Source organism: Streptomyces nidicola (assembly GCF_050106155.1).
Lineage (GTDB): Bacteria > Actinomycetota > Actinomycetes > Streptomycetales > Streptomycetaceae > Streptomyces.
This window is the reverse complement of the sequence record NZ_JBNBPI010000001.1, coordinates 9,160,040-9,184,309: the sequence shown is the minus strand read 5'-3', so window position 1 is coordinate 9,184,309 and position 24,270 is coordinate 9,160,040. Positions and strand designations below refer to the sequence as shown.

The window sequence follows — 24,270 nt, the reverse complement described above, 5'->3', positions numbered from 1 at the left end:
GTCTCCTTAGGGCGGGGGGGTGGATGCGGGGTCAGCGGGTGGGGACGGCCGACTGGTGGGCGGGCCGCCGGTGGCGCGGAGTGAGGCGCAGGTCGAGACGGATGCGACGGCCGGGCGGCAGCTCGACGGTCACGTGGCCCGCGCCGACCGGGATGTCGGCGGTGCGGGTGGTGACCTCGGGTGCGGTGTAGGCGCGAGGGTCGCCCGGGTGACCGGGGTCGGCGGTCTCGGTGCGTACCGCGTCGATGCGGTCCTCGCCGAAGGCTCCGGCCTGGACGACGACGGTGCGGGGGTAGCTGTGTCCGGTGTGGACGAGCTCCAGGCGCACGCGGTCGGGGGTGACGGTGTCGACCAGGGCGGCGACGTCGGGCGGCAGTCCGGGGCGGCCCCGCCGCCCGTCCCAGTAGGCGATTCGAGTGGGCAACAGACCGCCGTTGTAGAGGACTTGGGGCGTGCCGGTGGTGAGTTGGAGGAGCGCCTCGGTCAGGACGGGGTTGACCCGCTGCCAGTGGTGGATGTGGAGGCCGGCCGGGTCCGTGGGGTCGGCGGTGATGAGTTCCAGGCGGCGGGCGGCCTGACCGAGGGCGACGCGCAGGATCTCGGCCGGGTAGTCGGGGTTGTCGCCGGCGAGGTAGGCGAGCCAGGGTGCCTCGTGGCCGCCCTCCTCCTTGTTGCGGAATGCGCGTACCGTGCGCCAGTCGTAGCCGGAGGCCTTGCGGATCCGGGTGAGGCGTTCGCGGTCGGCGTCGGCACCGGATGCGTGCCACAGCCACAGCGGCAGGGCGAGCTGGGGCGGCTGGTGGTCGAACCAGCCGTCGTCCGCGTACCGGTTGGGCACGAGGAGGGTGGGCCGGTCGGCGTCCTCGCCGAGTTCGGCGTGCCAGCGGTCGCTGATGCTCATGTCGGTGCCGGTGACGGGTGCCTCGACGGCGTGGGCGAGGACCTCGTCGAGCGGGGCGCGGCCGAGGTCGAGCAGCTCGTCGGCGCCGCCGAGCAACGCGGCGTTGAGGGAGGCGATCGCGGCGGCGTTGCCGACGCTGTACAGGCCGTGCGGCCAGCTCCAGCCGTACAGGCCGCCGTACCAGCGGCCGCCGTGCAGTTCGCCGACGACGCCGTTAGGACCGACGTTGTCGGGCAGTACGCCGCCGCGCGCCGCGGCCCGCTCGTGCCAGGCGCCCAGGTAGTCGAGGGCCCAGTCGCGGTAGCGGTCGTCGTGACCGTACAGCCAGGCGTTGACGGCGAGGCTGGTGGCGGCGAGGTCGACGGCGGTGTCGCCGTGACCGATCCGGGCGTTCATGGCCTCGCCCATCCGGCGGGCGTTGTCCGGGTCGGCGAGGTCGTCCCAGGTGGCGATGGTGCCGAGGTCGTGCAGCGGCAGGCCGAAGGGACGCATCATCCCCAACTCCGCCCCGTACGAGGCCCATTCCTTCTGCAGTCCGGGGCGGGGGCCCTCGGCACCGTTGTGCGGGGCGCGGATGATGCGGGCGGCGGGATCGTAGTTGCCGGCCGGGGAGCCGGGCAGGTACAGGTCGGCGAACTTGTGGGCGCGGGAGCGGAATTCCGGGTCGGCCGGGTCGGCGGCGCAGATCCCGTAGAACAGGAGCATGGACTCGCCGAGGTGGAACCAGTCGTAGCCGCGCTCGAACTCGTCGACGACCAGGCCGAGTTCGGTGAGCTGCTCGGTGACGCCCCGCCAGTGGTGCTTCGCTGCGTCGAGCAGCTCGTCGGAGCCACCGAGCCGGTAGAGGACGGGCCAGTTGAAGAACGCTTCGTAGAAGTCGTCGCCGCCGTCGCGGTCGGCGACGGGACCGGAGTAGTAGAGACTGCCGTCGGGTGCGCAGTAGCGGTCGGCGAAGGCACGCCAGGCGTCGTCGAGCACGTCGAACAGGCGGCGCTGCAGGATCGCCCAGACGGGCGGGGTGCCGACGGGAACGGTGGCGGTCAGCAGGGTGGGCGGTCTGTCGGGATCGGTCACGGTCAGCCTCTCGTCGCGCCGGCCGTCAGGCCGCTGATGATGTGGCGTTGCATGAAGACGAAGAAGACGATCAGTGGGGCCACGGCGAGCAGCAGCGTGGGGAAGACGACCGTGTAGTCCGTCTGGTACTGGCTGACGGCCGCGTAGACGCCGGTGGTCACCGTGTACAGGCCGCTGCCCGGGCCGAGGATGATCTGCGGGTTCACGAAGTCGTTCCACACCGAGAAGGTGTTGAGGATGACCATGGTGGCTACGACCGGTCGCATCAGCGGGAACACGATCCGCCAGAAGGTGCGGATCGGCCCGCAGCCGTCGAGGGCCGCCGCCTCGTCGACCTCGCGCGGGACGGTCGTGATGTACCCGGCGTAGAGGAAGACGGAGAACGGCAGGGTGAGCACGGTCTCGAAGAGGACGAAGCCGCGCACCGTGCCCATCAGGCCGAACGTCTTGAGGACGTAGACGACCGGTATGACGAGGACCTGGCTGGGGATGAAGGTGCCGGCGAGGAAGAACAGCATCAGGGCGCGGTAGCGGCGGCGCGCGCTGCGGGCGATGACGTACGCGACCGGTCCGGCGAGCGCGATGGACAGGACGTTGACGCAGACGACGAAGAGGATGGTCACGGCGTAGCCCTGGACGAGGTCGAACTCGTCGCCCCGCAGGGCCTTTTGAAGGGGCTTCAGGGTGCCGTCGGTCGGGAGGCCGAAGGGGTCGGAGAGGATCTCCGGCTGCGACTTGAAGGCGTTGACGACGAGGACGTAGAGCGGCACGAGCATGAACAGCGCGACGACCGTCAGGAACGTCAGGCGTGCGGTGCGGCCGGGGCCTCGCCGACGGGGCGGGTCCGCCCGCACCGGGGCGGGTGGCTTCGGCGGCGCGGTCGCGGGCCGCTTGGGGAGGCTGTCGAGGCTCATGAGTACACCGCGCTTTCCCCGCGGCGCCGCAACTGGGCCACGGCCAGGGCGAGCGCGGCCGTCACCACCATGAGCACCACGGACTGGGCGGAGCCGAGGCCGAGGCGGCCGTCGTGGAAGGAGTTCCAGAGGATGAGGTAGGCGAGCGTCTGTGTCTGTCCCGCGGGGCCGCCGCCGGTGAGCGAGACCACCAGGTCGTACGTCTTCAGGAGCGTCACCAGGGACAGCACGATGTTGATCGTGATCGACGGGCCGAGCGCCGGGAGCGTGACATGGCGCAGGATCTGCCACCTGCTCGCCCCGTCGATGCGGGCGGCCTCGGTCAGCGAACGCGGCACGGCCTGCAGTCCGGCCAGGTACAGCACCACGTTCACGCCGAACGCCGACCACACGACGACGCACACCAAGGTGGCGAGCGCCCACCGGGGGTCGGCGAGAAACGGCAGCACGTCGCCGCCGCGCGAGGTGATCAGACCGTTGACCGCGCCGGTCGTGCCGAGGATGGCACTCCACAGGAAGCCGACGACCAGTGCGGACAGGACGTGCGGGTAGAACAGCACCATCCGGAAGAACGTGTTGACGCGCGACGTCCCGTTGAGCAGAAGCGCGAAGCCGAGGCCGAGGACGTTCAGGCCGACGGTGCCGACTCCGCCGAGCAGCAGCGTGACCCAGGCGGCCCTGCCGAGATCCGGATCGTCGGCGAGCGCCGCGTAGTTGGCGCCGCCGACGAAGGCGGGGCTCGCGCTGAAGCCGTCCCAGTCGGTGAGGCTGAGGTAGGCGGCCAGTCCCACCGGGACGGCGAGCAGCGCGGTGTACAGCACCGTCGCGGGCAGCACCATGACGGTGGTGGCCAGGCCCGCGCGGCGGTCGCGAGCGGTGCGGCGGCCGGGGCGCGGCGGTCGGCCGGCTCGGGTGGCTGTGTGCATGGCGTCCCTTCTGTGACGACGGTCGGGCCCGGGGCCGGGGTCAGGAGTGGGCTTCGACCCAGCGGTCGACGGCCTTGGCCACGTCGTCGGGCGAGCGGCCCGCGTAGAGGCCCTGCACCTCGGTGTTCCAGGCGGCGTTGAAGCCCTTGGGCAGGGTGTCGTCGCCGTACCCCTCGCCCTGGGCGACCTTGTCCGGCGCGGCGTCGAGGATGTGCTGCACGTCCCGCTCCAGCGGGCTCAGCTCGCGCTCGACGCCGGAGCGGAAGTTGCCGTCCTGCTTCAGCTGGGCGGTGACCGCCTTCTTGTCGGTGACGAGGAACTCGACGAGGTCGCGGGCGAGCTTCTTCTCCCCGGAGTTCTTGAGGATCATGTACGGGGCCGCGAGGGTGGCGCCCTGCGGGCCAGGGTGTTTCTGGCCCTTCTCGACGGGCGCGGCGAACACCCCGACCTCGAAGTCCTTCTTCGCGGCGGCCTCGGTGGCGGTGAACCAGCTGCCCATCACGTACATCGCGGACTTGCCGGTGAGGAAGTTGGTCTCACCGTCCGCGTACTTCACGCCGAGGGCGTTCTTGTCTATGTAGCCGCTCTCGATCCACGACTTGTAGAGTTTGAGGTACGGGAGCATCGACGAACCGACCGTCAGGTCACCGGAGTTGACCTTGCCGTACCAGTCGGGGTGGCGCTGGGCGAGCGCCGGATCGGTGAACTGGAGCAGCTGGAGGCCGGTGGCGAAGTCGCCGGAGGTCTGCAGCGGCAGGTACCCGGCCTTCTTGAGCTTGCCCAGGGCGGCGGTGAACTCGTCGAGATTCTCCGGCAGTTCACGGATTCCGGCCTCGGTGAAGGCGTCCTTGTTGTAAAAGACGAGCGACTGGGCCTGTTCGCCCACACCGACGGCGTAGACATGTCCGTCGAGGGACGCCTCCTGCACGAGTGGGGTGTTCTTGGTCCATGCCTCGTCGGTGAGGTCGAGCATCTGGGGGGCGAGGGTCTTGTCCGGGAGCAGCGTCTCCACCACGTCCGGGGCGTCGCCGGCGGCGAGTTGCTGCTGGAGGGTGTCCGGGACTCCCTTGCCGGTCGGCGCCTCGATCTTGACGTCGACACCGGGATGGGCCTTCTCGAACGGGGCGACGAGATCGTTCCAGAACTTCTTGGTCAGGTTCGGAGTGATGTTGACCAGCACCCGGACCGTCCCGCCGCCGTCCTTCGCGTCCCCCTTGCCGGTGTCACCGCCGCCCGAGAAGCCACCGCCGCCGCAGGCGCTCACCGCCATGAGCAGCGCCGCTGCCGCGCCCGTCCGGGCCAGGGTGCGGGATCGTGCACTTGTTGCCGTTCGCCGGTTCCGCATGGGTTCTCCAGGTCGGCTCGGGGCGCCGGGGCGCCGGGGCGCAGTGGAACAGCATGGTTTATTGGGTCAATAATCGAGCAGCGATTACTTCATAAGTGCCTACCGAAACAGCGTCAAGACAGTGCGCACACCCAAAAGTTGACGATGCTTCATGGAGCTCGGCGCCCGAACGAGTCAAAAGTCCGCGTCCTGCGAGGAGAGAAGCGCATGAGGGAGCAGCAGGAGTTCACGCCCCCGAGCGAGACGGATCGCACCGTGCTCAGCACGTGGACCCGGGACACGTCGAGAGCGTTGCGGTTGCGCAGCCGCATCGTCCTCGCACGCGCCGACGGTCTCTCCGCCCAAGAGGTGGCCCAGGATCTCGGGGTGAGCGCTGCGACGGTCACCAAATGGGCGCGACGCTACGCGGAGCGAGGGCTCGACGGCCTTGCGGATGCCCCTCGTTCGGGCCGTCCGCGCAGTTCGGCGCGGGCCGACGCCGAGCGGCTCGTGGGCGCGGCGATCGAGCGCGAGGCGCGCGGCGAGCCGGTCCCCTCCACCCGCACCCTGGCGGAGCAACTGGGTCTTTCGCAGTCGACGGTGGCCCGGATCTGGCACGAGCAGTCGGCGTTGCGCGAGCACACTCCGGGCGCGGAGCGACGGGCCGCGGCCGGGATCAGGACGCGCGCGCCCCGGTCCGCGGAAGGTGGGGTCGCACCGGCCTCCGCGCTCGCCGCCGCTTCCGCATCCGCCGCCGCCCCGGTTCCGGTCGCACCCGCGGGGGCCGACGCCACCACGCTGCCCCGGAGGCTGCTTTCCGACCACGTCTATGCAATGCTGCGCGATCTGATCGTGAGCGGCGAACTCGCGCCGGGCCAGCGCATCGTCGAGTCCGACATCGCCCGCAGGGTGGGCACCAGCCAGGCCCCCGCCCGCGAGGCGGTCAAGCGGCTGGCGCACGAGGGCCTGGTCAACTCCCAGCCGCATCGCGGGACCTACGTCACCGAGGTCTCCGACGAGCAGGCGCGCGATGTGCGCGAGATCCGTGTGCTGCTCGAGATGTACGCGGCGCGGCGCACCGCGGGCCGGCTCACGGAGGAGTTCGGGCACCGACTGGAACAGAGCGTGGAGGCGATGCGGCGCTCCGCCGAGGACGGCAGCATCGGGGACTTCCGGGACGCCGACATGGCCTTCCACCGGACGGTCTGCGCCGCGTGCGGGAACGGCATCCTGCTGCGCCTGTGGCGCATCATCGAGCCGAACATGTGGGGCCTGCACGTGGTGAGCAACCCGCGCTACGGCGGTGACTGGCGGGAGATGGCCGAGCTGCATGTCGAGTTGCTCCAGGCACTCCGGCACGGCGACCCGGCGCAGACGGCGTCCCTGTTCGCGGCGCATGCGGCGGGCGAGGCCTCGCGGTACCGGCAGGAGCATCCCGCGCCGTAGCGCGCGGCGGGACCGGGACGAGTTGCCCCGGCCCCGCGGATGTCACGGTCGTCCCGCACAGTTGACGTCGAGGTCCCACTGGATCACGTCGAGCGCGTACGGGCTGATGGTGTGCTCTTCGTGCGTGGCGTCCTCGAGCAGTTCCCAGTGCCCGTTGCCGATGACCTGAACACGCTGGCGGACCACGGGCTCATAGCTGCGGTGACCGACGCCGTTGAAGCAGCACGCGTCGAAGCGATTGAGGATCTGCAGCTGCCGCCGGTCGCGTCCGACCGCGGCGAGCGCGTACAGATCCGGCCAGTCGCAGATGCGGTAGAACGCCGGGTGCCGGTCGAGCCGCTGCTCCCAGTCGCCCGTGGTGGGGCTCGGCTTGGGCGGAGCGGAGCGCAGGAAGAACGGCAGGGACCCGGCGGTCGGGTAGCTGCGGGTGATCCGGGGGTCGAGCGCCGGGTAGACGGTGCTCGCCCAGCCGCCCCCGGAGAGCCCGATCATCTGCAGGGACGGCGGATCGTAGGCTCGGCGCAGATGGTTGACCCCCAGGGCCAGCGGTTCGAGGAACAGCCGCAGCGTGGAGAACCCGGGGGTCTCCCAGGGCTCGAACTCGTTGTGGTTGCCGACGGTGACGACCGTGTCCGGGTCGGTGGCGCTGCGCATCTCCTTGGGGTTCCAGTGGTAGAGCGGCATGGCGCACAGCAGCACGCCGTACCCGGCGTCGATGAGTGCCTGCACGGTGCGCTGCATGGTGTCGAGCGGTTCGCCGTGCCCGTTGTGGTAGAGCGCGAACCGGCCGTGCCCCGCGGTCCGGCGCGGAAGCAGCAGGTACATGTGGACGCGGAGCCCGTAGGGCAGCTCCGCGGTGAGCCGGTCGATGCGGCGCAGACCGGTGAAGGCGGGCAACTCCTCTGCCGCGACACCCTGTTGGACCTTCGGCAGCGCGTCGGGGAGCTTCCCGTCGGCGGACTTCCACACCTCGGCGACCAGACGCTCCCGCAGCGGCGCGACGTCGCCCTCGCTGTGCACCGTCATCAGCTCTTCGACGTCGACGCCCACGACCTGCTGAGGAAGCGCCCTGTAGTCGATGCTGTGCGCCCGGGCGATCTCCTGGTCGACCGGGGCCACCGGCCGGGGCCGCGCCGCCGCCACGGCGGCCGGCTCCTGGGCGAACGCGGCGGGCGCCACGCCCCCGACCACGACACCGGCGCCCGTGGCTCCCACCGCGCCGAGCAGACCTCTTCTCGTGACCGCTGTCATGACGCTGCCTCACTTCCCTTCGGTACGTGCGGAGTCGGTACGCGGGTCCCAGCCGTCGAGGAGCCGGGCCGGCTCGCGCCACTCCCCCGCCTCGCCGGCGGTGAGCTGCCGCGAGCAGGCGAGTCGCGCGCTGGTGTCGACAGGCGCCCCCGCAAGGTCCTTGCTGCCGTACTCCCAGAACCTGAGCCCCTGCGCCGTGGCGCAGTCGAAGCCGGTGAGCCCCCAGCCGACGGGCGCGATGTGCCGGTCCATGGCCGTGTCGATGAAGACGGCCTGACTGGTCGGGAAACGGCTGTCGATGCGGCTGAGCAGCACGCTTCCATCGGGCACCGAACTCGCCCGCGTGAGGCGGGTGTTGACGAACACGTTGCCGGGCCCGTCCGCGTCGTTGCGGATCTGGCTGATGTACCCGATGTCGAGCGCCTTCAGCTCGGAGTTCTGGACGAAGACGCCACCGGTGCCCCAGACGAAGTCCACGTCGCCCTCGACGTAGCTGTCGGTGACGAACGCGCGGCCCTGAAGCCGCAGGCTGTCCTGGAAGCTGACGACGCGTACGTGGTCGAGGACGATCCGGTCGCCGTTGCCGCGGAACGCCTCGGCCTGCGAGCCGCCCTCGGGCGTCATGTTGTGCACGGTGGCGCGGCTCAGCCGGAAGTCGTCGGCGTCGACGCCGAACGCGGCGCGCCAGCAGTTGAACCGGTCGGGCTGCGGCAGCACGCGGCGCGGGCAGTAGCTCTGCTCGGGCGGCACATCGGCCATCGCGCTGTCCCCGTTGAGCAGGTTGTTGTTCGGATAGCCGATGACGGTCCGGCCCGCTCCGGCGCCGCGGACACGCAGGTGCGGCCGGCCCTGTCCGACGTACACGATCTCCCGGTACGTACCGGGCGCGACGTCGACGGTGACCTTGCGGGTGTTGCCCTGCGGGACGAAGTCGACGGCGCCCTGCACGGTGCAGAAGTCGCCCCCGCCGCGTGCGTCGACACTCAGTTTCGTGCTGCCGGGGCGCGGCCCCGCCGCCGTCCTGAAACGCCAGGCATCGGGGGAGCCGACGCCCGGGAATCCGAGGAAGAAGCCCGGGTCGACGGTGACGTAGTACTCCTGCCCGGGTTCGAGGGAGTGGTGCGGGACGACGGTGGCCGTCCGCCCGTCCACGACCACGGGCTCGTACGTCCAGCGGTGCGGTTCTCCGTAGTCGGAGCGGGCATCGCCGATCAGTCGCTGATACGTGGCCGGGTCGGCGAGGTCGATGACGTCCGCCGCGCTGCCGTCCGCGCGGTGCACGGTCAGCCGCCCCTCCTTGCCGAGGCGGACGGCCGAGTCGAAGGTGGGGCGCAACGGGGTGTCGGCGCACACCCCGGCGTCCGTACCAGCGGGCGCGAAGGACACGGCGCGCCCGGATGCGACGGTGGCGGCGGTCGTCGGCGGCGCGGCGCCGAGTAACAGGAGAACGGCCACCAGGGGTCCCGCCCGCAACTGCGGGCGGATCGTGGACACGAGCTGACGGAACATCGATCTCATGGAACCTGCCCCTCATCTCTGGCATGCCTGTGGCATGCCAGAGATGGAAGCACATGGGTCACCGCCTGAGAAGCCCTGCTGCGACGGTCAACTCTCCTTTGTGCGGCCCTTGTTGGCGGCAGGCCCGGACAGTTCGGGCCCGCCCCCACGCAGGCCCGCCCGGTGTGCGGCACCGTGCAGCATCTTCAGCGCCACCAGAAGCACCCCGATGTCGTCGAGGTAGACCGGGTCGGGCAGCAGGTCGACCGGGGAGATCGTGTAGGCGATGGCGGCCCAGAACAGTGCCTTGTTGTGGAGTGGGATGCCGGCGTCGACGAGCAGTTTGCGCGCCTTGAACACCCGGACCAGGAGCACCACGACAGCCACCAGCATCGCGACTGCCGCGATCGTGCCGAGAACGATCCACGTGGTGCTGTCCATGCCGGTCCCCCTGGGGCGTGCGGGCGAGACGTCCCAGGCTAGACGGTGTGGGGCGGGCAATCCCCCACGTGCGACGGGCGGCTCGCCGGGCGAGGATGTTATCCGAACACACACGCGGGGGTCGTGAGGAGGAGGGGCCGGCAGTGCTGATCTTCGTGGCCATGATCCTTGGAGGGATCGGCGTGATCTGCATAGGCATCACGGCGCGGCGGATGGTGACTGGTGACGTCGCCCTCGGCCCGCCGATCCTGGCACTGGTGACGGCGTTCGCCGCCGCCGCGCTGATGCTGACGGCGACGGCCCTCGGCCAGTGACCCGGGGCCGGGGCCCTGCCCCGTACGGACCTCAGGTCTCGTCGTCCACCACGTGCACGGCGGCCTCTTCCGCCGATGCCGCTCCCCCGCCGTAGCCGGCGTCCTGGGCCAGCATGTCCTTCTCGGCGTCCTCATGGGCGCCCTCGTCCGGTGCGATCAGACGGCCGGCGCGCCGGGTGCCGACCTCTGAGTCCAGTGGTTCGCCGTCGCCGTCGCGCAGATCGCCCACGTCGTCGCCGTCCTCCTCGCCGGACTCCAGCGCCTCGTACGCGTCGATGACGGGGTCGGGCCGCTCCTCCGCGAGGCGCTCGTCGAGCGTCTCGCCCGCCTGCCGCTCGGCCGCCGTGTTGCCGCTGTGCTCGACGGCCAGTGGGCGCTCGGGTGGTGACCATCCCTCGTCGTACGGGTCGACGCCACGGTCGTTCAGGGTGTCCTCGACCTCGAGGATGCCCTCGTCGTCCCGCACGTCAGGGCCCGAGGGCTGATACACCTCGTCGCCCATGGCCGAGTCGTCGCTGCGCTCGGTCATGCCGCGTCACCTCGTCTCCTCGCTCCGTGTCTCATATCAAGCGTGCACCAGTACGCGCCGCCCGGCCGCTTCGGGGGCCTCGCGCGCGTGCGCGAGGATGCGCCCGCAAGACCCGGCCTGTCCTGCCGACACCACCGGTTCGGGGACGGATCCGTCCCTCGTGGGGCGGGGCCTGCGGCCGAATGCTCGGGTCCGGCCGCGAGGACGGGAAGAGAACCTTTTGTCCACTTCCGTAACTCTCGGTTCATCCCCATTCACCATTCGCATCCGCATCCGCATCTGCATCTGCATCTGCATCTGTTCGCCATCTGTCCCATCGATCCGACGGAACGAGGTCGTCGCATGCGCCGCACCGGATTCCTCTCTCTCGCCGCCGCGCCGCTCCTGGCCTTCGCGCCCCTGGCCGAGCCGGCCCAGGCCGAGTCCCTGACCGTCACGGAGCCCGCAGCGGGCTCCGTACACAGCTCGGGCGCCAGCATGTTCGTCACCTGGAACAACCCCACCGGCCAGAAGCTGGACATGTGGCTCGTCCGGGGCGACGACGCCCGCGTCGTGCAGCTCGCGTCGCGGCTGACCGCGGCGCCGCGCAGCCAGACGTCCACCGTCCTGCCGAACGTGCCGGACGGCAACGGCTACGCCATCGAGCTCGTAAGCCGTGAGAACGGCGAGCGCGGCGTCAGCCCCTCATTCGCGGTGGGCTGACCTGCTGCGGCCTCTTCACCCGCGCCGGCAGCGGCAGCACCCCGACGGCGAGCCCGGCGGCCGCCGCGACCATGCCGGTGACCACGACGCCCGGCCAGCCGCCCGCGCCCCACGCCATGGTGCCGACCAGCGAGCCCAGCGCGATCCCGAGGAAGCGCAGCGTGAAGTACACGGTGTTGAGACGGCTGTGCACGGCCGGGTCGAGGGTGAACAGGACGGTCTGGCAGACGGCCTGACCGCCCCACACGCCGACGTCGAGGACGATCACGCCCACGACGAGTGCTACGAGCGAGCCGCCCCCGGCCGGCAGCATGACCAGCCAGCCGACCAGCACGAGCCCGGTCAGCAGGGCGATCGCCCCGCGCCTGCCGAGCCGTTCCGCGCTCCGGCCCGCGTACGGCGAGGCGAGCGCGCTCACGGCGGCGACGAGGCCGAACATCCCGGCGGCGGAGGACCCGAGCCCGTAGGTGTCCGTGACCAGGAACGTCAGGGTGGTCCAGAACGCGCCGAACGCGATGCCGACCAGCGCCCCGGACACCACGACCCGCGCCACGAGCGGCTGCCGGGCGAGGCCGGGCAGCGAGGCCAGTGCCGTCTTGTACGAGGCGGTGGAACGCCCCCGCACCCTGGGCAGCCGGCGGGCGAGCACGCCCATGAGCGCCAGCGTGAGCAGGCAGGACGCGACGTACACGGTGCGCCATCCGGCGAGCTCGGCGAGGGCTCCCGCGTACGCGCGCGAGGCGAGCACCCCAACGAGCAGGCCACCCTGCACCGCGCCCACGGTGCGGCCGCGGCCCGGCCCTCCCCCGCCCTCGTCGGCCAGGGCGACGGCGAGCGGGGTGATCAGCTGCGGCACCGGCGAGCACAGCCCGACGACGAAGCTCGCCACCGCGAGAAAGGTCACCGAGGGTGCGAGGGCGCAGGCGGCAAGGGCGACGGAGGAGGCCGTGCCGAGGGCGAGGATGATCCGGCGCCGGTCGTGGCTGTCACCGGCCGGGACGACCAGCAGGATGCCGAGCGCGTAGCCGAGCTGGGTGGCCGTCGGTACGGCGCCCAGCGCGTCGGGGGACGTGCCGAGGGAGGCGGCGACCGAGCCGAGCATCGGCTGGCAGAGGTAGACGTTCGCGGCGGTCACGGCGCAGGTGACCGCGAGGAGGACCGTCAGGGCTTGGGTTCTGGGAGGTGCGGCGTTCACATACCGCGACGTTAGGGCGCGGATGGATGGCACACTTTCGTGGTCCGGCCAATACCTGTCGAGAGTGCGCCATGTACGGCAAGAGCGAGAATCGGGACGACTACCAGGACGTGCCCCGGCCCCTGGCGGCGATGGCCCGTGACCTGGCGGACGGGCATCACATCCCGCCGCACCACCACCGGCGCGCGCAGCTGATCTACGGCACCACGGGCGCCATCACCGTCACCACCGGGCACGGCACCTGGGTCGTCCCCGCCACCCGCGGCGCCTGGATCCCCGGCGGTCTCACCCACGCGATGACCTGCGCGGGAGCCGTGTCCATGCGCACCCTGTACATCGCCACCGGCGCGGCTGTGAGCCTGCCCGACGCACCCACCGTCGTCTCCGTCTCCCCGCTGCTTCGCGAGCTGATCGAGGAGGCGACCCGGATCCCGGTGGAGTACGACCACGAGGGCCGCGACGGCGTCCTGATGAACCTGCTGCTGCACGAGCTCGCCCCGCACCCGGTGCCCGCGCTGCACCTGCCGACGCCGAGGGATCCGCACCTCGACGCGTTGTGCGCGGCGATCCGGGAGCGGCCCGACGAGCGCTGGACGACGGGGCAGGCGGCCGCGCACGCGCATCTCAGCGCGCGCAGTCTGCAGCGCCGGTTCGCCGCCGCGACGGGAATGAGCCTGGCCCGCTGGGTGCAGCAGGCCAGGCTCGTCCACGCGGTGACGCTGCTCGCCAGGGGCGTGCCCGTCACGACGGTCTCCGGCGCGGTCGGCTACGCGACGCCCAGCGCGTTCACGGCGATGTTCCGCCGGGCGCTGGGCACGCCGCCGACCGCGTACTTCACCTGAGCACGCGCGCGTACCTCACTTGAGGCGAGCGAGCACGCGCGCGTACGTCACTTCAGGGCGACCAGCGAGGCCACGCCCATCAAGCCGACGAGGACTCCGCCGCAGATGCCGACGCAGCGCGCCTTCAGCCGCTCGTAACGCTTGTCGTACTCGGTGCGCAGCTCCGCGGCCCGCGCCACGATCTGGCCGAGCGCGGCCCGGTGGAATACGAGGCGCTCCTCGACGAAGACGCGCCGCACCTCCTCGCGCTGCGCCCCGGTGAGCCATTCGAGCCGGTCGGTGAACGCCTCGGCCTGCGCATGGGCCTCGGTGACCTTGGAGTTCCACAGCAGATAGCCCTCCATCTGCTGGATTCCCGCGTTCACGTCGTGCTCGGTGCTGCTCATGCGGACGCGTCCTCGTGCCGGTTCTCGGCGTGGTCGAGGGCGGAGACGCCGGGGTGGTGCAGGTCGAAGGCCGGGGACTCGGAGCGGACGCGGGGCAGGGTGGTGAAGTTGTGCCGGGGCGGCGGGCAGGAGGTGGCCCACTCCAGGGAGCGGCCGTAGCCCCACGGGTCGTCGACCTCGATCTTCTTGCCGTACTTTCCGGTCTTCCACACGTTGTAGAAGAACGGCAGCATCGACAGGCCCAGCAAGAACGCGGAGATCGACGAGATCGTGTTCAGCGCGGTGAAGCCGTCGGCCGCGAGGTAGTCCGCGTACCGGCGCGGCATGCCCTCGACACCCAGCCAGTGCTGCACCAGGAACGTGCCGTGGAAGCCCACGAAGAGCGTCCAGAAAGTGATCTTGCCGAGACGCTCGTCGAGCATCTTGCCGGTCATCTTCGGCCACCAGAAGTGGAAGCCCGCGAACATCGCGAAGACGACGGTGCCGAACACCACGTAGTGGAAGTGCGCCACCACGAAGTACGAGTCCGAGATGTGGAAGTCCAGCGGCGGCGCGGCCAGGATGACGCCGGTCAGGCCGCCGAACAGGAAGGTCACGAGGAAGCCGACCGACCACAGCATCGGTGTCTCGAAGGACAGCGAGCCCTTCCACATCGTTCCGATCCAGTTGAAGAACTTCACGCCTGTTGGCACGGCGATGAGGAACGTCATGAACGAGAAGAACGGAAGCAACACACCGCCGGTGACGTACATGTGGTGCGCCCACACCGTGATGGACAGACCCGCGATCGCGATCGTGGCGCCGACCAGGCCCGAGTAGCCGAAGATCGGCTTGCGGGAGAAGACCGGGATCACTTCGGAGACGATGCCGAAGAACGGCAGGGCGATGATGTACACCTCCGGGTGGCCGAAGAACCAGAAGAGGTGCTGCCACAGCAGCGCGCCGCCGTTGGTCGCGTCGAAGACGTGGGCGCCGAACTTGCGGTCCGCCTCCAGGGCGAACAGCGCGGCGGCCAGCACCGGGAAGGCCAGCAGGACCAGCACACCGGTCAGCAGCACGTTCCACGTGAAGATCGGCATGCGGAACATGGTCATGCCCGGCATGCGCATGCAGATGATGGTGGTGATGAAGTTGACCGAGCCGAGGATGGTGCCGAAGCCGGAGAAGGCCAGGCCCATGATGCCCATGTCGGCACCGATGCTCGTGGTGTGGATCGCGTCGGACAGCGGCGCGTACATGAACCAGCCGAAGTCCGGGCCGCCCTGCGGGGTGAGCAGGGCGGCGGCCGCGATGAGCGAGCCGAACAGGTACAGCCAGTAGGCGAACATGTTCAGTCGCGGGAACGCGACGTCGGGGGCGCCGATCTGCAGGGGCATGATCCAGTTCGCGAAGCCGGAGAACAGCGGCGTCGCGAACATCAGGAGCATGATCAGGCCGTGCATCGTGAAGGCCTGGTTGAACTGTTCGTTCGACAGGATCTGCATGCCGGGGCGGGCCAGTTCGGCGCGCATGAAGAGCGCCATGATGCCACCGACGCAGAAGAACGCGAACGACGTGATCAGATACAGCGAGCCGATCGTCTTGTGGTCAGTGGTGGTGAGCCACTTGATCACCACGGCACCGGGCTGCCGCGCGTGGGCGGCCTCCGAATCCGGTGCCTCGGCGCTCGCGGCGCTCTCCAGGGACGTCATCAGGTAGTCGCTTCCTTGGCCGTTGTAAGACAGGACACGACCACGACTAGCGGACGTCCGCGCGGGAAGCGGGGACACGCGCGCCCGCGCGTCCCCGGTTCCCTCGAATGCAGCAGCGGACCGTCAGTGCGACAGTCGGATGTCGTGCTGTACGACGCCCAACGTGTCCTCCACGCTGACCAGTTCGGCGCGCGGCGTGTGCTGCGACGCGGAGATCACGAGGGTGTGGGTGCCCGCGGGCAGCCCCTCCACCGTGTAACTCCCCTGAGCCACCGCGGCCTTGGCGAGCCGCTTGCCGCGGGCGCTGATCACGGTGATCCAAGCGGGGCAGCCCGCGGGGTGCTCGGCGCACTCCACCCGGCCGGTGACGCGGGCCCGGCCCACGGGGGCCGCTTCACGACGCTGCTGCGGAGCCTGCGCCTGCGGGGCGGGCTTGGGCGTGGGGGCCGGCCGGGGCTGCGCCTGTGCCTGCGGCTGCGGCTCGGGCCGCGGTTCGCCCCAGGCCGCCATCACCGCGCGGGTGCGGCGCTGCATCGGCGACGCGGGCCGCTGCGCTGCGCCGTTCCCGGTGGCCACGGGCAGGCCCGCCTGCTCGGCGTACGCGGCCAACGTCTCGTCCAGGGCGTCGAGTTCGCGCAGCGCGGTGTGCAGGCGCAGCGCGCGCTGCCCGGAGCCGGCCGGGGCCAGCTCGGAGCGCAGCTCCCGCAGGAGCGGGCTGACCCTGCGGTACGTGCCCTCGGGCTCGCCGGTCGCGAAGAACCGGTCGAGCTCCTTGAGGGACGCGGTGACCGTGGCGGTGACGAGGCGGGCGCGCTCGACGAGCCGCGGCGGCAGGTCCACGTCTATGTCGGCGGCCGAGGCCAGGGCGCGGGCGTGGCCGGTGGCGGAGGTCAGCAGGGCGACGCGGTGCTCGGCCGCCGGGCCGCTGACGCCGACCGGCATGCGCACGAGCGGCTTGGCGACGGACTGCACCTGGAGCAGCGCGGCGTCCACGGCGCGGGCGGCGCCGCGCAGCCGCACCGGGGTGTCGGGCTGCGTCCAGCGCTGCTCGACCTGCGCGACGACCTGGGCGAGTACGTCGACGTAGCCGCGCTCGGCCTCCTGGACGACGGTGCGGCGGGCCAGCGGGAAGATCAGCGCGGCGCAGGCGGTGGCGACGAGGACGCCGATGCCGTTGTCCAGGAGCCGCTCGCCCAGCAGGTGGTCCATGCCGCTCTCGGGCGTGGTCATCGCGTACAGCTGGCACAGGGCGACGACGAGGCCGACGACCCAGCAGGCGTAGGCGCGGGCCATGCCCCAGGCGCCGAAGGTGAGTCCGGCGACGATGACGGCGAGCGTCCAGTAGACGTGGTCGCGACCGATGAGGTGGACGAGCAGGATGCCGAGGACGGCGCCGATGACGGTGCCGACCATGCGGTGGCCGAACTTCCGCAGCCGCTCGTGCGTGGTGTTGGTGCCGAACAGCGTGATCATCACGCCGACCAGGCCCCAGTAGAAGCGGTGCGGGTCGATGGCGTCGGAGATCGGTACGACGATCGCGGCGGCCACGGCGGCGTGCGCGGGGACCCGGATGTACGGGATGGCGCGGCGCCAGCCGGACTCGGTGGTCCCGGCGAGCACGCGGCGGGTGGGGCCCGCGGAGCCGGGCAGCCGGTTGTTCTCCAGGGCGACGGTCGGCTTGAACGGCACCTCGGCCTTGCCCGCGACGGCGCTCGCGCCGAGCGTGAGCCAGTTGTGCAGGGCGCGGGCGAGGGAGTCGAGGAGGTGGCCGACGCGGCGCGCGAGGACCGCGGCCTCCACGTCGTCGGCGGGGGCGGCCGGGTCGGCCAGGATCGCCTCGGCGCGCTCCTGGATGTGGGCGGCGGCCGGCTGGAGGCCCTCGGCCTCGCGTATCGGGGTGTCCCGGGCCAGCACGAGGCCGACCGCGAGCGCCTCGCGCAGCTGCTCGGGGACGTCGAGGCGGGTCAGTTCCTGGACGGCCTGACCGATGCCGCGCAGCGCGAGTTCGGCGTCGAAGAGGTGCCGGTGCAGCAGCTCGGCGGCGTCGGGGTCGGCGGCGACCTCGGGCTGGGCGAGCCGGCCGTCGATCGTCACGGTGGTGATGTTGAGGCGGCGCAGCGAGCGGTCCATGCGGCGCACGGCCCGCTCCTGGTCGGCGTCGGGGTCGACGGCGTCCACGGCGGCGTCGGCGACGCGCCGCGCCTCGACGACGAAGGCGCGCTGGGTGCGCAGCAGGTCCTCGCGGGGCATCGGGTAGCACAGCACCAGCCGCGTCACGAGGACGGCGGCGGCGGACACCAGGGCGACCGCGAACGCCTTGCCGACGAGCGCGACGGGGATGCCCGCGAGCATGCCGACCATCATGCCGTTGAACAGCATCATGCCGGTGACCAGCGGAATCGACCCGAACCTGGCGAGCAGGAAGGTCACGGCGAGGGCCGCGATCATCAGCACCATCTGCGGTACGCGCTCGCCGTTGAGGGTCGCGCACAGCCACAGCGCGGCGGTGTAGGGGAACGGCATCCACAGGATGGCGCGGGCGAGGCGGTCCCAGGTGTTCTCGGCGACCGCGAAGGCGCTCATCAGGCCCATCATCCCTGCGACCATCATGCCGATCATGTCGGGGATGCCGAGCGCCTCGGCCATCGCGTAGCCGACGACGAGCGCGGTCACCATGGCGACGAGGGTGCGCCAGCCGGTCTGCAGCTGACCGAGTCCGGGGTCGGCCGCGAGGACCCAGTCCCACCATCTGCGGGGTCCTGCGACCCGGTGGGGTGCGAGGTCGGCCCCTGGTGGGGCGTCGCTCGCGGCTGTGTGCTGGTCCGGCAGGGTGCCCGGGGTGGTCAACTGGCCTCCGCTTCCATGGCGTTCAACAGGGTGTTCAGCGCATCCCGCGCGGTGGACACCGCGCGCTCCGGGTCGTCGACGGCGCCGCTCTCGAGCGCGGTCAGCAGGGCGGCGGCCATCCGCTGCCGCCCCGTTTCGAGCAGGGCGCGGCCCGCGGGCGTCAGCGAGGTCTCGACGGCGCGCCGGTCGTCCTCGCAGCGCCGCCGCTCGACGAGCCCGGCCTCCCCCAGCTTCTGGAGGAGCACGGTGACGCGCGGCTGCGCCATGCCGGTACGGGCGGCGAGCCCGGTCACCCGGCACGGCCCGCCCTCCAGCGCGTCGAGCAGAGCGACCTGGCTCCGCGTGAGCCCGAACTCGCCTTCCCGGAACAGGGACTGCCCGAGCTGAGCGATCCCCCGCAGCAGCCCTCTGGCGGCACCTTCGATGCGCTGGGCCTCGGTGGCGTCGAGGGATCCCGGAGATAGATGCATATAGAAAGAATATACATGGGACTTACACGGGACTGGTGGGCGGGGGCGGGTGCCCCGTGCTTTCGGCGGTGGGTGGGCATTCCCAGCCCCTGCGGCGCTCGAGCAGCGGGGTCCGGGGCGGAGCCCCGATCTTTCAAGCCCCGCTCTTCCGACGAGAGCCCGCGGGGCCCGGGGCAGAGCCCCGCGACCGCGACCCCGCCCGACCGCACGCACCGCATCCCGCGATAGACGTATCCGCCCCGCCACCCGCTCCCGGCGGACGCCCTCCGGTGCGAGGATCCACCTATGGACGGGGGGATCCTCGAGCGGGATCTCGAACTGGGGCGACTGGCCGACGCCGCAAGGGACGCCGCGGACGGCGACGGTTCGATCACACTCGTCCTCGGCGAGGCCGGCATCGGAAAGTCGTCCCTGGTCCGGGCCCTGCCCACCGTGCTGCCACCCGCCGCCCGCCTCCTCGTCGGGCACTGCGACGACCTGGCCACCGGCCGCCCGCTCGGCCCGCTGCGCGACCTCGTCGGCAGCGTCGGCGCCGATCTGGCCCGCGCCGTGCGCGACGCCGGCGACCGGCACCGGATCTACGAGGCGCTGCACGCCGAGCTGGCCGACGCCCCGCACCCCGCAGTGCTCGTCGTGGAGGACGTGCACTGGGCGGACGAGGCCTCACTGGACGCGCTGCGGTATCTGGTGCGCCGCATCGAACGGCTGCCCGCCGTGCTCGTGCTCACCTACCGGGACGACGAGCTGGGGCGCGGCCATCCGCTGCGCCAGCTGCTCGGCCAGGTGTCGGGCGCGGCCCGCGTGCACCGCCTGCCCCTCGCTCCGCTCTCGCGCCGGGCCGTCGGCAGCCTGTGCGCGGCGGCCGGGCTCGACGCGCCGCAGGTGTACGCGGCGACGTCGGGCAATCCGTTCTTCGTCGCCGAGGTCGTGGCGGCGGGCGGCACCGGCGTCGTGCCGCCGACGGTGGTGGACGCGGTCCTGGCCCGGCTCCGCAGGCTGGACGACCGCACACGCGACGCGCTCGAGCAGCTGGCCGTGGTGCCGTCGGCCGTGGAGCGCGCCATGGTCGACGCGCTGGTCCCGGAGGGCGACGGCGCACTCGCGGCGGCCGAGCAGGGCGGGCTGCTCGTGGTGGCGCCCGACCGGGTGGCGTTCCGGCACGAGATCATCCGCCGCGCGGTCGCCGACTCGCTGCCCGCGGCCCGGCGCATCGCGCTCGACCGCGCGGTGCTGGCCGCGCTGGTGGCCGCACCGGACGCCGACCGCTCCCGGCTCGTGCACCACGCGGCGGCGGCGGGCGACCTCGACGCGGTCGCACGGTACGGGCCCCGGGCCGCCCGTGACGCGGCGCGCGCGGGCGCGCACCGGGAGGCCGCCGCGCATCTGCGCCTCGTCCTGCGGCAGCGCGGGCGCTACGGGCCAGCCGAGCTGGCCGGGCTGCTGGAGCAGTACGCGGTCGAGAGCTACACCATCGGCGATTCGGTCGCCGCCGTCGCCGCGCAACGGGAGGCGGTGGAGCTGCGTCGCGCGCTCGGCGAGCCGCGGGCGCTCGGCGCGGATCTGCGCTGGCTGTCGCGGATCCACTGGTGGGCGGGCGACGCGGTGGCGGCGGAGACGGCCGCGCGGGAGGCCCTGGCAGTGCTCGAACCGGCCGGTGACGACCGGCTGTTGGCGCTCGCTCTCAGCAATACGGCGCAGTTGCGGATGCTGTCGGACGCGTACGCCCAGGCCGTCGAGTACGGCGAGCGGGCCATCACGCTGGCGCGCAGGGCGGGCGACCCGGCGATTCTCGCGCACGCGCTCAACAACGTCGGCTCGGCGCGCTGGCGGGACGGGGATCCGCTGGGGCAGCGGCAGTTGGAGGAGAGCCTCGCGGTGGCGCTCGACTCGGGCGAGGTGGAGCACGCGTGCCGCGCCTACGCCAACATCGTCTGGTCACTGCTCGACGAGCTGCGCTTCACCGAGGCGGACCGGCTCCTCTCCCCCGCCATCGATCTCGCCGACCGTGCCGAGCACCTCGGTTTCCTGACCTACCTTCATGTCGAGCTGGCGCTACGGAAGTTCGCGGCGGGCGACTGGGCGGAGGCCGAGCGGTACGCGCGGCTCGGCGCGGACGTCTTCCCGCCCGCCCGCTGCCCCGCCCTCACGGTCCTCGCCCGCGTCCGCGTGCGCCGTGGCGAGAGCGGCGGCGGTGAACTGCTCGACCAGGCCTGGCGGATCGCGGTCGGCACCGATGAGCTGCAGCGCCTCGGCCCGGTCGCGGCGGCCCGCGCGGAGGCCGCGTGGCTGCGCGGCGACCGGGAGGGTGTGCTCGCCGCCGCCGAGCGGGTGCACGAGCGGGCCCGCCGGCTCGCCGCACCGCAGCGCTACGAGCTCGGCTACTGGCTGGCACGGGCGGGCAGGCCCGCACCGGCCGACGGAGCGACCCACCCGTACGCGCTCCAGGCCGCTGGCCAGTGGGACAAGGCCGCCGAGCTGTGGCACACGGTGGGCTGCCCGTACGAGGAGGCGGCCGCGCTCGCCCAGAGCCCCGACCCGGCCGTCAAGCTGAGCGCACTCGCCACCCTGGACGCACTGGGCGCGGCGCCGCTCGCACGTCTGGTCCGCGCCGAACTCCGCGAACTGGGCGTACGCCGTGTCCCCCGCGGCCCGTACGCGGCGGCGCGCGGCAATCCGGCGGGCCTGACCGACCGTCAACTCCAGGTGGTGCGGCTCCTGATGGCGGGCCTCACCAACGCGGAGATCGCCGAGCGCCTCGTACTCTCGGTCCGCACGGTCGACAACCACGTCCGCGCGATCCTGGAGAAGTTCGACGCGCCCACCCGGCGCCGGGCCGCCCAGCGGGCCGCGGAGATCGGGCTCACGGCGGCCGGTGAAACGTAGGTACCCGCCCGGCCCGAGGTGGGTGTCGCCCACGCATGCCCGACCGTACGCAACGCCCGTAGAACGGAGCGGACGACACCCACTCGACACGGGGGATGGCATGACCAGCACACCCGCACAGGCCGCGCGCCGCGAACTGACCGGATTCCAGGGGACGTTGACCGGACCGGACGACTCCGGGTACGAGGAGGCCCGCGCCGTCTACAACGCGATGATCGAACGGCGTCCCGCGCTCGTCGCGCACTGCGCGGGCGCGGCCGACGTGGCGAAGGTGATCGCCTTCGCCCGCCGCCACGAACTTCCGCTCGCGGTGCGCGGCGGCGGCCACCACGGCGCCGGACTCGGCACCTGCGAGGCCGGCGTGGTCGCCGACCTGGCGCCCATCAACTCCGTCCAGGTCGACGCGGCCGCCCGCACCGTCACGGTCGGCGGCGGCGCCACCTGGGGCCAGGTCGACACGGTGACCCACGAGCACGGCCTGGCCACGCCCAGCGGCATCATCTCCACCACCGGCGTCGGCGGCCTCACACTCGGCGGCGGCCTCGGGCACCTCACCCGGCAGTACGGACTGACCGTGGACAACATCCTGGCGGCGGAGGTCGTCCTCGCCGACGGCACCCTGGTGCGCACGGACGCCGACACCAACACGGATCTGTTCTGGGCGATCCGGGGCGGCGGCGGCAACTTCGGCGTCGTCACGTCCTTCACGTTCCGGCTGCACGAGGTCGGCACAGTGGTGGCGGGGCCGACGTTCTGGCCGGCCGAGCAGAGCGCCGAAGTCCTCGCCGCCTACCGCGAGTTCCTGCCCTCCGCGCCCCGCGACGTCAACGGCTTCTTCCTGTTCGGGTCGGTGCCGCCGGCGCCGCCGTTCCCCGAGGAGCTGCACCTGCGGAAGGTGTGCGGGGTCGTGTGGTGTCACACGTCCGGGGACCCGGAGGCGGCCGAGCGCGCCATGGCGCCGCTGCTCGGCGACCTGCCCGCGCCGCTGCTGCACGCGGTCGCGCCGATGCCGCACCCCACGATGCAGTCGATGTTCGACGGCCTGTACCCGCCGGGCGACCAGTGGTACTGGCGCGCCGACTTCGTCCGCGAGATCCCCGACGAGGCCGTGGAGCTGCACGCGAAGTTCGGGCCCGACACACCGTCCATGCAGTCGACGATGCACCTGTATCCGATCGACGGTGCCGCGCACGACGTCGGGCCGTCCGACACCGCGTTCAGCTACCGGGACGCGCGCTGGGCGAGCGTGTTCGCGGGCGTCGACCCCGACCCGGCCAACGCGGATCTGCTGCGGCGCTGGACGGTCGACTACTTCGAGGCCCTGCACCCGTACTCGGCGGGCGGCGCCTACGTGAACATGATGATGGACGAGGGGCAGGAGCGGGTGCGGGCGAGCTACCGCGGCAACTACGCCCGTCTGGCCCGTGTCAAGGCGGCCCTCGACCCGGACAACGTGTTCCGTGGCAACCAGAACATCCAGCCGGACCCGGCCGCGCAGGACAACGTCCGGCCGTAGCACGGCCGTGCGCTCACGACGCGCCGTCCGGCCTGCGGAAACGTAGCGTGGTCGCATGTGCTGGAGTGCGGCGGCCGATCTGGTGGCGGGTGGCGCGATCGCCGCGGTGGGCGTGGGGTGCGTGTCGCGAGCGGCGCGCACCCGGCCGCGGGCCCTGCCGCTCGCGGCACTGCCGCTGTTGCTCGGGGCGCACCAGATCATCGAGGCGGTGATCTGGAACGACGTCGGTGGCACCGGTCCCGCCGTCCTCGCCTGGGCGGTGATCGCGCTGCCGTTGCTGCCGCTCTGGGTGCCGGTGGGCGTGTGGTGCGCGGTGGCGCCGGACGCCCGCCGTCGGCTGCTCGTCCCGCTCGCGGCAGGCGTCGTGACGGCGGGGGTGCTCGTGTACGTTCTGGCGACGAGCACGGTGGCCGCGGAGGTCCGCGGCCACACGATGGGCTATTCGGTCGGCCTGCCGGGCTCCGGGTGGCTGCTGGCGGGCTATCTGGTGGCGACGATCGGCTCGCTGCTGCTGTCGGGTGAGCGGGGCCTGGTCCTGCTGGGTGCGCTGGCGGCGGTCGCCGCGGCCGTGTGCGCGGCGCTGTGGCGCTGGGAGTTCATGTCCACGTGGTGCGCCGGCGCCGCGCTGTGCTCGGTGGTGCTCTACAGGTGGCTGCGGGCGTGACGCCGCCGGGCCGCGGTCAGTCGGTGATCGTCACACAGGGCAGGCCGACGCTCTCGCCGCCCCGGAAGCCCTCGGCACACAGCCGGGTGCCCGCCGGGAAGTGCCGCTGGGGGTAGGCCTGGTCGCGGTAGGTGCGGAAGGCGTCGACGTCCTCGACCTTCGTGTTGGCGCTCCAGCCGTTCGTGGTCCACACGCGGGCGGAGATGCGGTGCGGCTGGTTGGTGTTCACGACGGACACCTCGACGCGGCCCAGGTAGGTCCCGCTGTCGTAGGTCTCGATGCACACCGCGTTGTTGCACCACTTGCCGTCGGCGGCGGCCGGCTGCCCGGCGGCGATGACGCAGCCGAGCGCGGCGACGGCCGCCGCGACCGAGGCGAAGCTCTTCTTGAAGGCGGCCCGCATGATGTCCCGCATGGGTGACTCCCTGTGTCTCGTACGACGTGGTGCGCGCAGCCC

General features: G+C 72.1%; 21 protein-coding genes. 7 read left to right on the top strand and 14 right to left on the bottom strand.

Going from position 1 to position 24,270, the window contains the following annotated elements; all coding sequences use genetic code 11:
* Positions 1 to 31: 31 nt before the first annotated feature.
* The 4 genes from ACOKM3_RS41475 to ACOKM3_RS41460 are packed head-to-tail and all read right to left on the bottom strand — an operon-like array spanning position 32 to position 5,160.
* Positions 32 to 1,975 (bottom strand): hypothetical protein, encoded by a 1,944-nt coding sequence (locus ACOKM3_RS41475; RefSeq protein ID WP_426906472.1) that lies wholly within the window; start codon positions 1,973 to 1,975, stop codon positions 32 to 34.
* Positions 1,976 to 1,977: 2 nt separating this feature from the next.
* Complete coding sequence (locus ACOKM3_RS41470) at positions 1,978 to 2,889, bottom strand: carbohydrate ABC transporter permease (RefSeq protein WP_426906471.1); 912 nt, start codon at positions 2,887 to 2,889, stop codon at positions 1,978 to 1,980.
* Complete coding sequence (locus tag ACOKM3_RS41465) at positions 2,886 to 3,815, bottom strand: carbohydrate ABC transporter permease (RefSeq protein WP_426906470.1); 930 nt, start codon at positions 3,813 to 3,815, stop codon at positions 2,886 to 2,888. The genes ACOKM3_RS41470 and ACOKM3_RS41465 overlap by 4 nt, the downstream gene beginning before the upstream one ends.
* A 40-nt stretch (positions 3,816 to 3,855) precedes the next feature.
* Positions 3,856 to 5,160 (bottom strand): ABC transporter substrate-binding protein, encoded by a 1,305-nt coding sequence (locus tag ACOKM3_RS41460; RefSeq protein ID WP_426906469.1) that lies wholly within the window; start codon positions 5,158 to 5,160, stop codon positions 3,856 to 3,858.
* Positions 5,161 to 5,367: 207 nt separating this feature from the next.
* Here ACOKM3_RS41460 and ACOKM3_RS41455 point away from each other — a divergent pair, with 207 nt between their 5' ends.
* Positions 5,368 to 6,585: a GntR family transcriptional regulator gene (locus ACOKM3_RS41455; protein WP_426906468.1), complete on the top strand. Its 1,218-nt coding sequence runs from the start codon at positions 5,368 to 5,370 to the stop codon at positions 6,583 to 6,585.
* 42 nt (positions 6,586 to 6,627) lie between these two features.
* On the opposite strand, the gene ACOKM3_RS41450 is transcribed toward ACOKM3_RS41455, so the two are convergent.
* The 3 genes from ACOKM3_RS41450 to ACOKM3_RS41440 all read right to left on the bottom strand — a co-directional run bounded on the left by ACOKM3_RS41450 (position 6,628) and on the right by ACOKM3_RS41440 (position 9,774).
* The gene (locus ACOKM3_RS41450; protein WP_426906467.1) at positions 6,628 to 7,836 is read right to left on the bottom strand and encodes a hypothetical protein; all 1,209 of its coding nucleotides are present in this window, start codon (positions 7,834 to 7,836) and stop codon (positions 6,628 to 6,630) included.
* A gap of 9 nt (positions 7,837 to 7,845) precedes the next feature.
* A complete protein-coding gene (locus ACOKM3_RS41445; protein ID WP_426906466.1) occupies positions 7,846 to 9,354 on the bottom strand; it encodes a pectinesterase family protein in 1,509 nt (502 codons plus the stop codon).
* Between the two features lie 87 nt (positions 9,355 to 9,441).
* A complete protein-coding gene (locus ACOKM3_RS41440) occupies positions 9,442 to 9,774 on the bottom strand; it encodes a YkvA family protein (RefSeq protein ID WP_426906465.1) in 333 nt (110 codons plus the stop codon).
* A gap of 143 nt (positions 9,775 to 9,917) precedes the next feature.
* On the opposite strand from ACOKM3_RS41440, the gene ACOKM3_RS41435 reads away from it, so the two are divergent.
* On the top strand, positions 9,918 to 10,088 hold the full coding sequence (locus ACOKM3_RS41435) for a hypothetical protein (RefSeq protein WP_426906464.1): 171 nt from the start codon (positions 9,918 to 9,920) through the stop codon (positions 10,086 to 10,088).
* A 31-nt stretch (positions 10,089 to 10,119) separates the two neighbouring features.
* Here the strand turns inward: ACOKM3_RS41435 and ACOKM3_RS41430 are convergent, their stop codons facing one another.
* Complete coding sequence (locus tag ACOKM3_RS41430) at positions 10,120 to 10,617, bottom strand: DUF5709 domain-containing protein (RefSeq protein WP_426906463.1); 498 nt, start codon at positions 10,615 to 10,617, stop codon at positions 10,120 to 10,122.
* 342 nt (positions 10,618 to 10,959) lie between these two features.
* Here ACOKM3_RS41430 and ACOKM3_RS41425 point away from each other — a divergent pair, with 342 nt between their 5' ends.
* Positions 10,960 to 11,319: a Ser-Thr-rich GPI-anchored membrane family protein gene (locus tag ACOKM3_RS41425; RefSeq protein ID WP_426906462.1), complete on the top strand. Its 360-nt coding sequence runs from the start codon at positions 10,960 to 10,962 to the stop codon at positions 11,317 to 11,319.
* On the opposite strand, the gene ACOKM3_RS41420 is transcribed toward ACOKM3_RS41425, so the two are convergent.
* The gene (locus tag ACOKM3_RS41420; protein ID WP_426906460.1) at positions 11,294 to 12,514 is read right to left on the bottom strand and encodes an MFS transporter; all 1,221 of its coding nucleotides are present in this window, start codon (positions 12,512 to 12,514) and stop codon (positions 11,294 to 11,296) included. The genes ACOKM3_RS41425 and ACOKM3_RS41420 overlap by 26 nt on opposite strands.
* Positions 12,515 to 12,585: 71 nt before the next feature.
* On the opposite strand from ACOKM3_RS41420, the gene ACOKM3_RS41415 reads away from it, so the two are divergent.
* Complete coding sequence (locus ACOKM3_RS41415; protein WP_426906459.1) at positions 12,586 to 13,356, top strand: AraC family transcriptional regulator; 771 nt, start codon at positions 12,586 to 12,588, stop codon at positions 13,354 to 13,356.
* 47 nt (positions 13,357 to 13,403) lie between these two features.
* Here the strand turns inward: ACOKM3_RS41415 and ACOKM3_RS41410 are convergent, their stop codons facing one another.
* The 4 genes from ACOKM3_RS41410 to ACOKM3_RS41395 all read right to left on the bottom strand — a co-directional run bounded on the left by ACOKM3_RS41410 (position 13,404) and on the right by ACOKM3_RS41395 (position 18,750).
* Positions 13,404 to 13,742: a hypothetical protein gene (locus ACOKM3_RS41410; RefSeq protein WP_426906458.1), complete on the bottom strand. Its 339-nt coding sequence runs from the start codon at positions 13,740 to 13,742 to the stop codon at positions 13,404 to 13,406.
* Positions 13,739 to 15,433 (bottom strand): aa3-type cytochrome oxidase subunit I, encoded by a 1,695-nt coding sequence (gene ctaD / locus ACOKM3_RS41405; RefSeq protein ID WP_426906457.1) that lies wholly within the window; start codon positions 15,431 to 15,433, stop codon positions 13,739 to 13,741. Before ctaD ends, ACOKM3_RS41410 begins: the two co-directional genes overlap by 4 nt.
* A gap of 123 nt (positions 15,434 to 15,556) precedes the next feature.
* Complete coding sequence (locus ACOKM3_RS41400; RefSeq protein ID WP_426906456.1) at positions 15,557 to 18,280, bottom strand: FUSC family protein; 2,724 nt, start codon at positions 18,278 to 18,280, stop codon at positions 15,557 to 15,559.
* A complete protein-coding gene (locus ACOKM3_RS41395; RefSeq protein ID WP_426906455.1) occupies positions 18,277 to 18,750 on the bottom strand; it encodes a MarR family winged helix-turn-helix transcriptional regulator in 474 nt (157 codons plus the stop codon). The genes ACOKM3_RS41400 and ACOKM3_RS41395 overlap by 4 nt, the downstream gene beginning before the upstream one ends.
* A 285-nt stretch (positions 18,751 to 19,035) precedes the next feature.
* Between ACOKM3_RS41395 and ACOKM3_RS41390 the strand changes: the two genes are divergently transcribed.
* From ACOKM3_RS41390 to ACOKM3_RS41380, 3 genes are all read left to right on the top strand, one after another.
* A complete protein-coding gene (locus ACOKM3_RS41390; protein WP_426906454.1) occupies positions 19,036 to 21,633 on the top strand; it encodes an ATP-binding protein in 2,598 nt (865 codons plus the stop codon).
* Positions 21,634 to 21,733: 100 nt separating this feature from the next.
* On the top strand, positions 21,734 to 23,149 hold the full coding sequence (locus ACOKM3_RS41385; protein ID WP_426906453.1) for an FAD-binding oxidoreductase: 1,416 nt from the start codon (positions 21,734 to 21,736) through the stop codon (positions 23,147 to 23,149).
* A 55-nt stretch (positions 23,150 to 23,204) separates the two neighbouring features.
* Positions 23,205 to 23,813 carry a DUF6629 family protein gene (locus ACOKM3_RS41380; protein WP_426906452.1) on the top strand — a complete coding sequence of 203 codons (609 nt, stop codon included), beginning with the start codon at positions 23,205 to 23,207 and terminating at the stop codon, positions 23,811 to 23,813.
* A 16-nt stretch (positions 23,814 to 23,829) separates the two neighbouring features.
* Here the strand turns inward: ACOKM3_RS41380 and ACOKM3_RS41375 are convergent, their stop codons facing one another.
* Positions 23,830 to 24,228, bottom strand: coding sequence for a hypothetical protein (locus tag ACOKM3_RS41375; protein WP_426906451.1), 399 nt, complete (start codon positions 24,226 to 24,228; stop codon positions 23,830 to 23,832).
* Between the last annotated feature and the right edge of the window lie 42 nt (positions 24,229 to 24,270).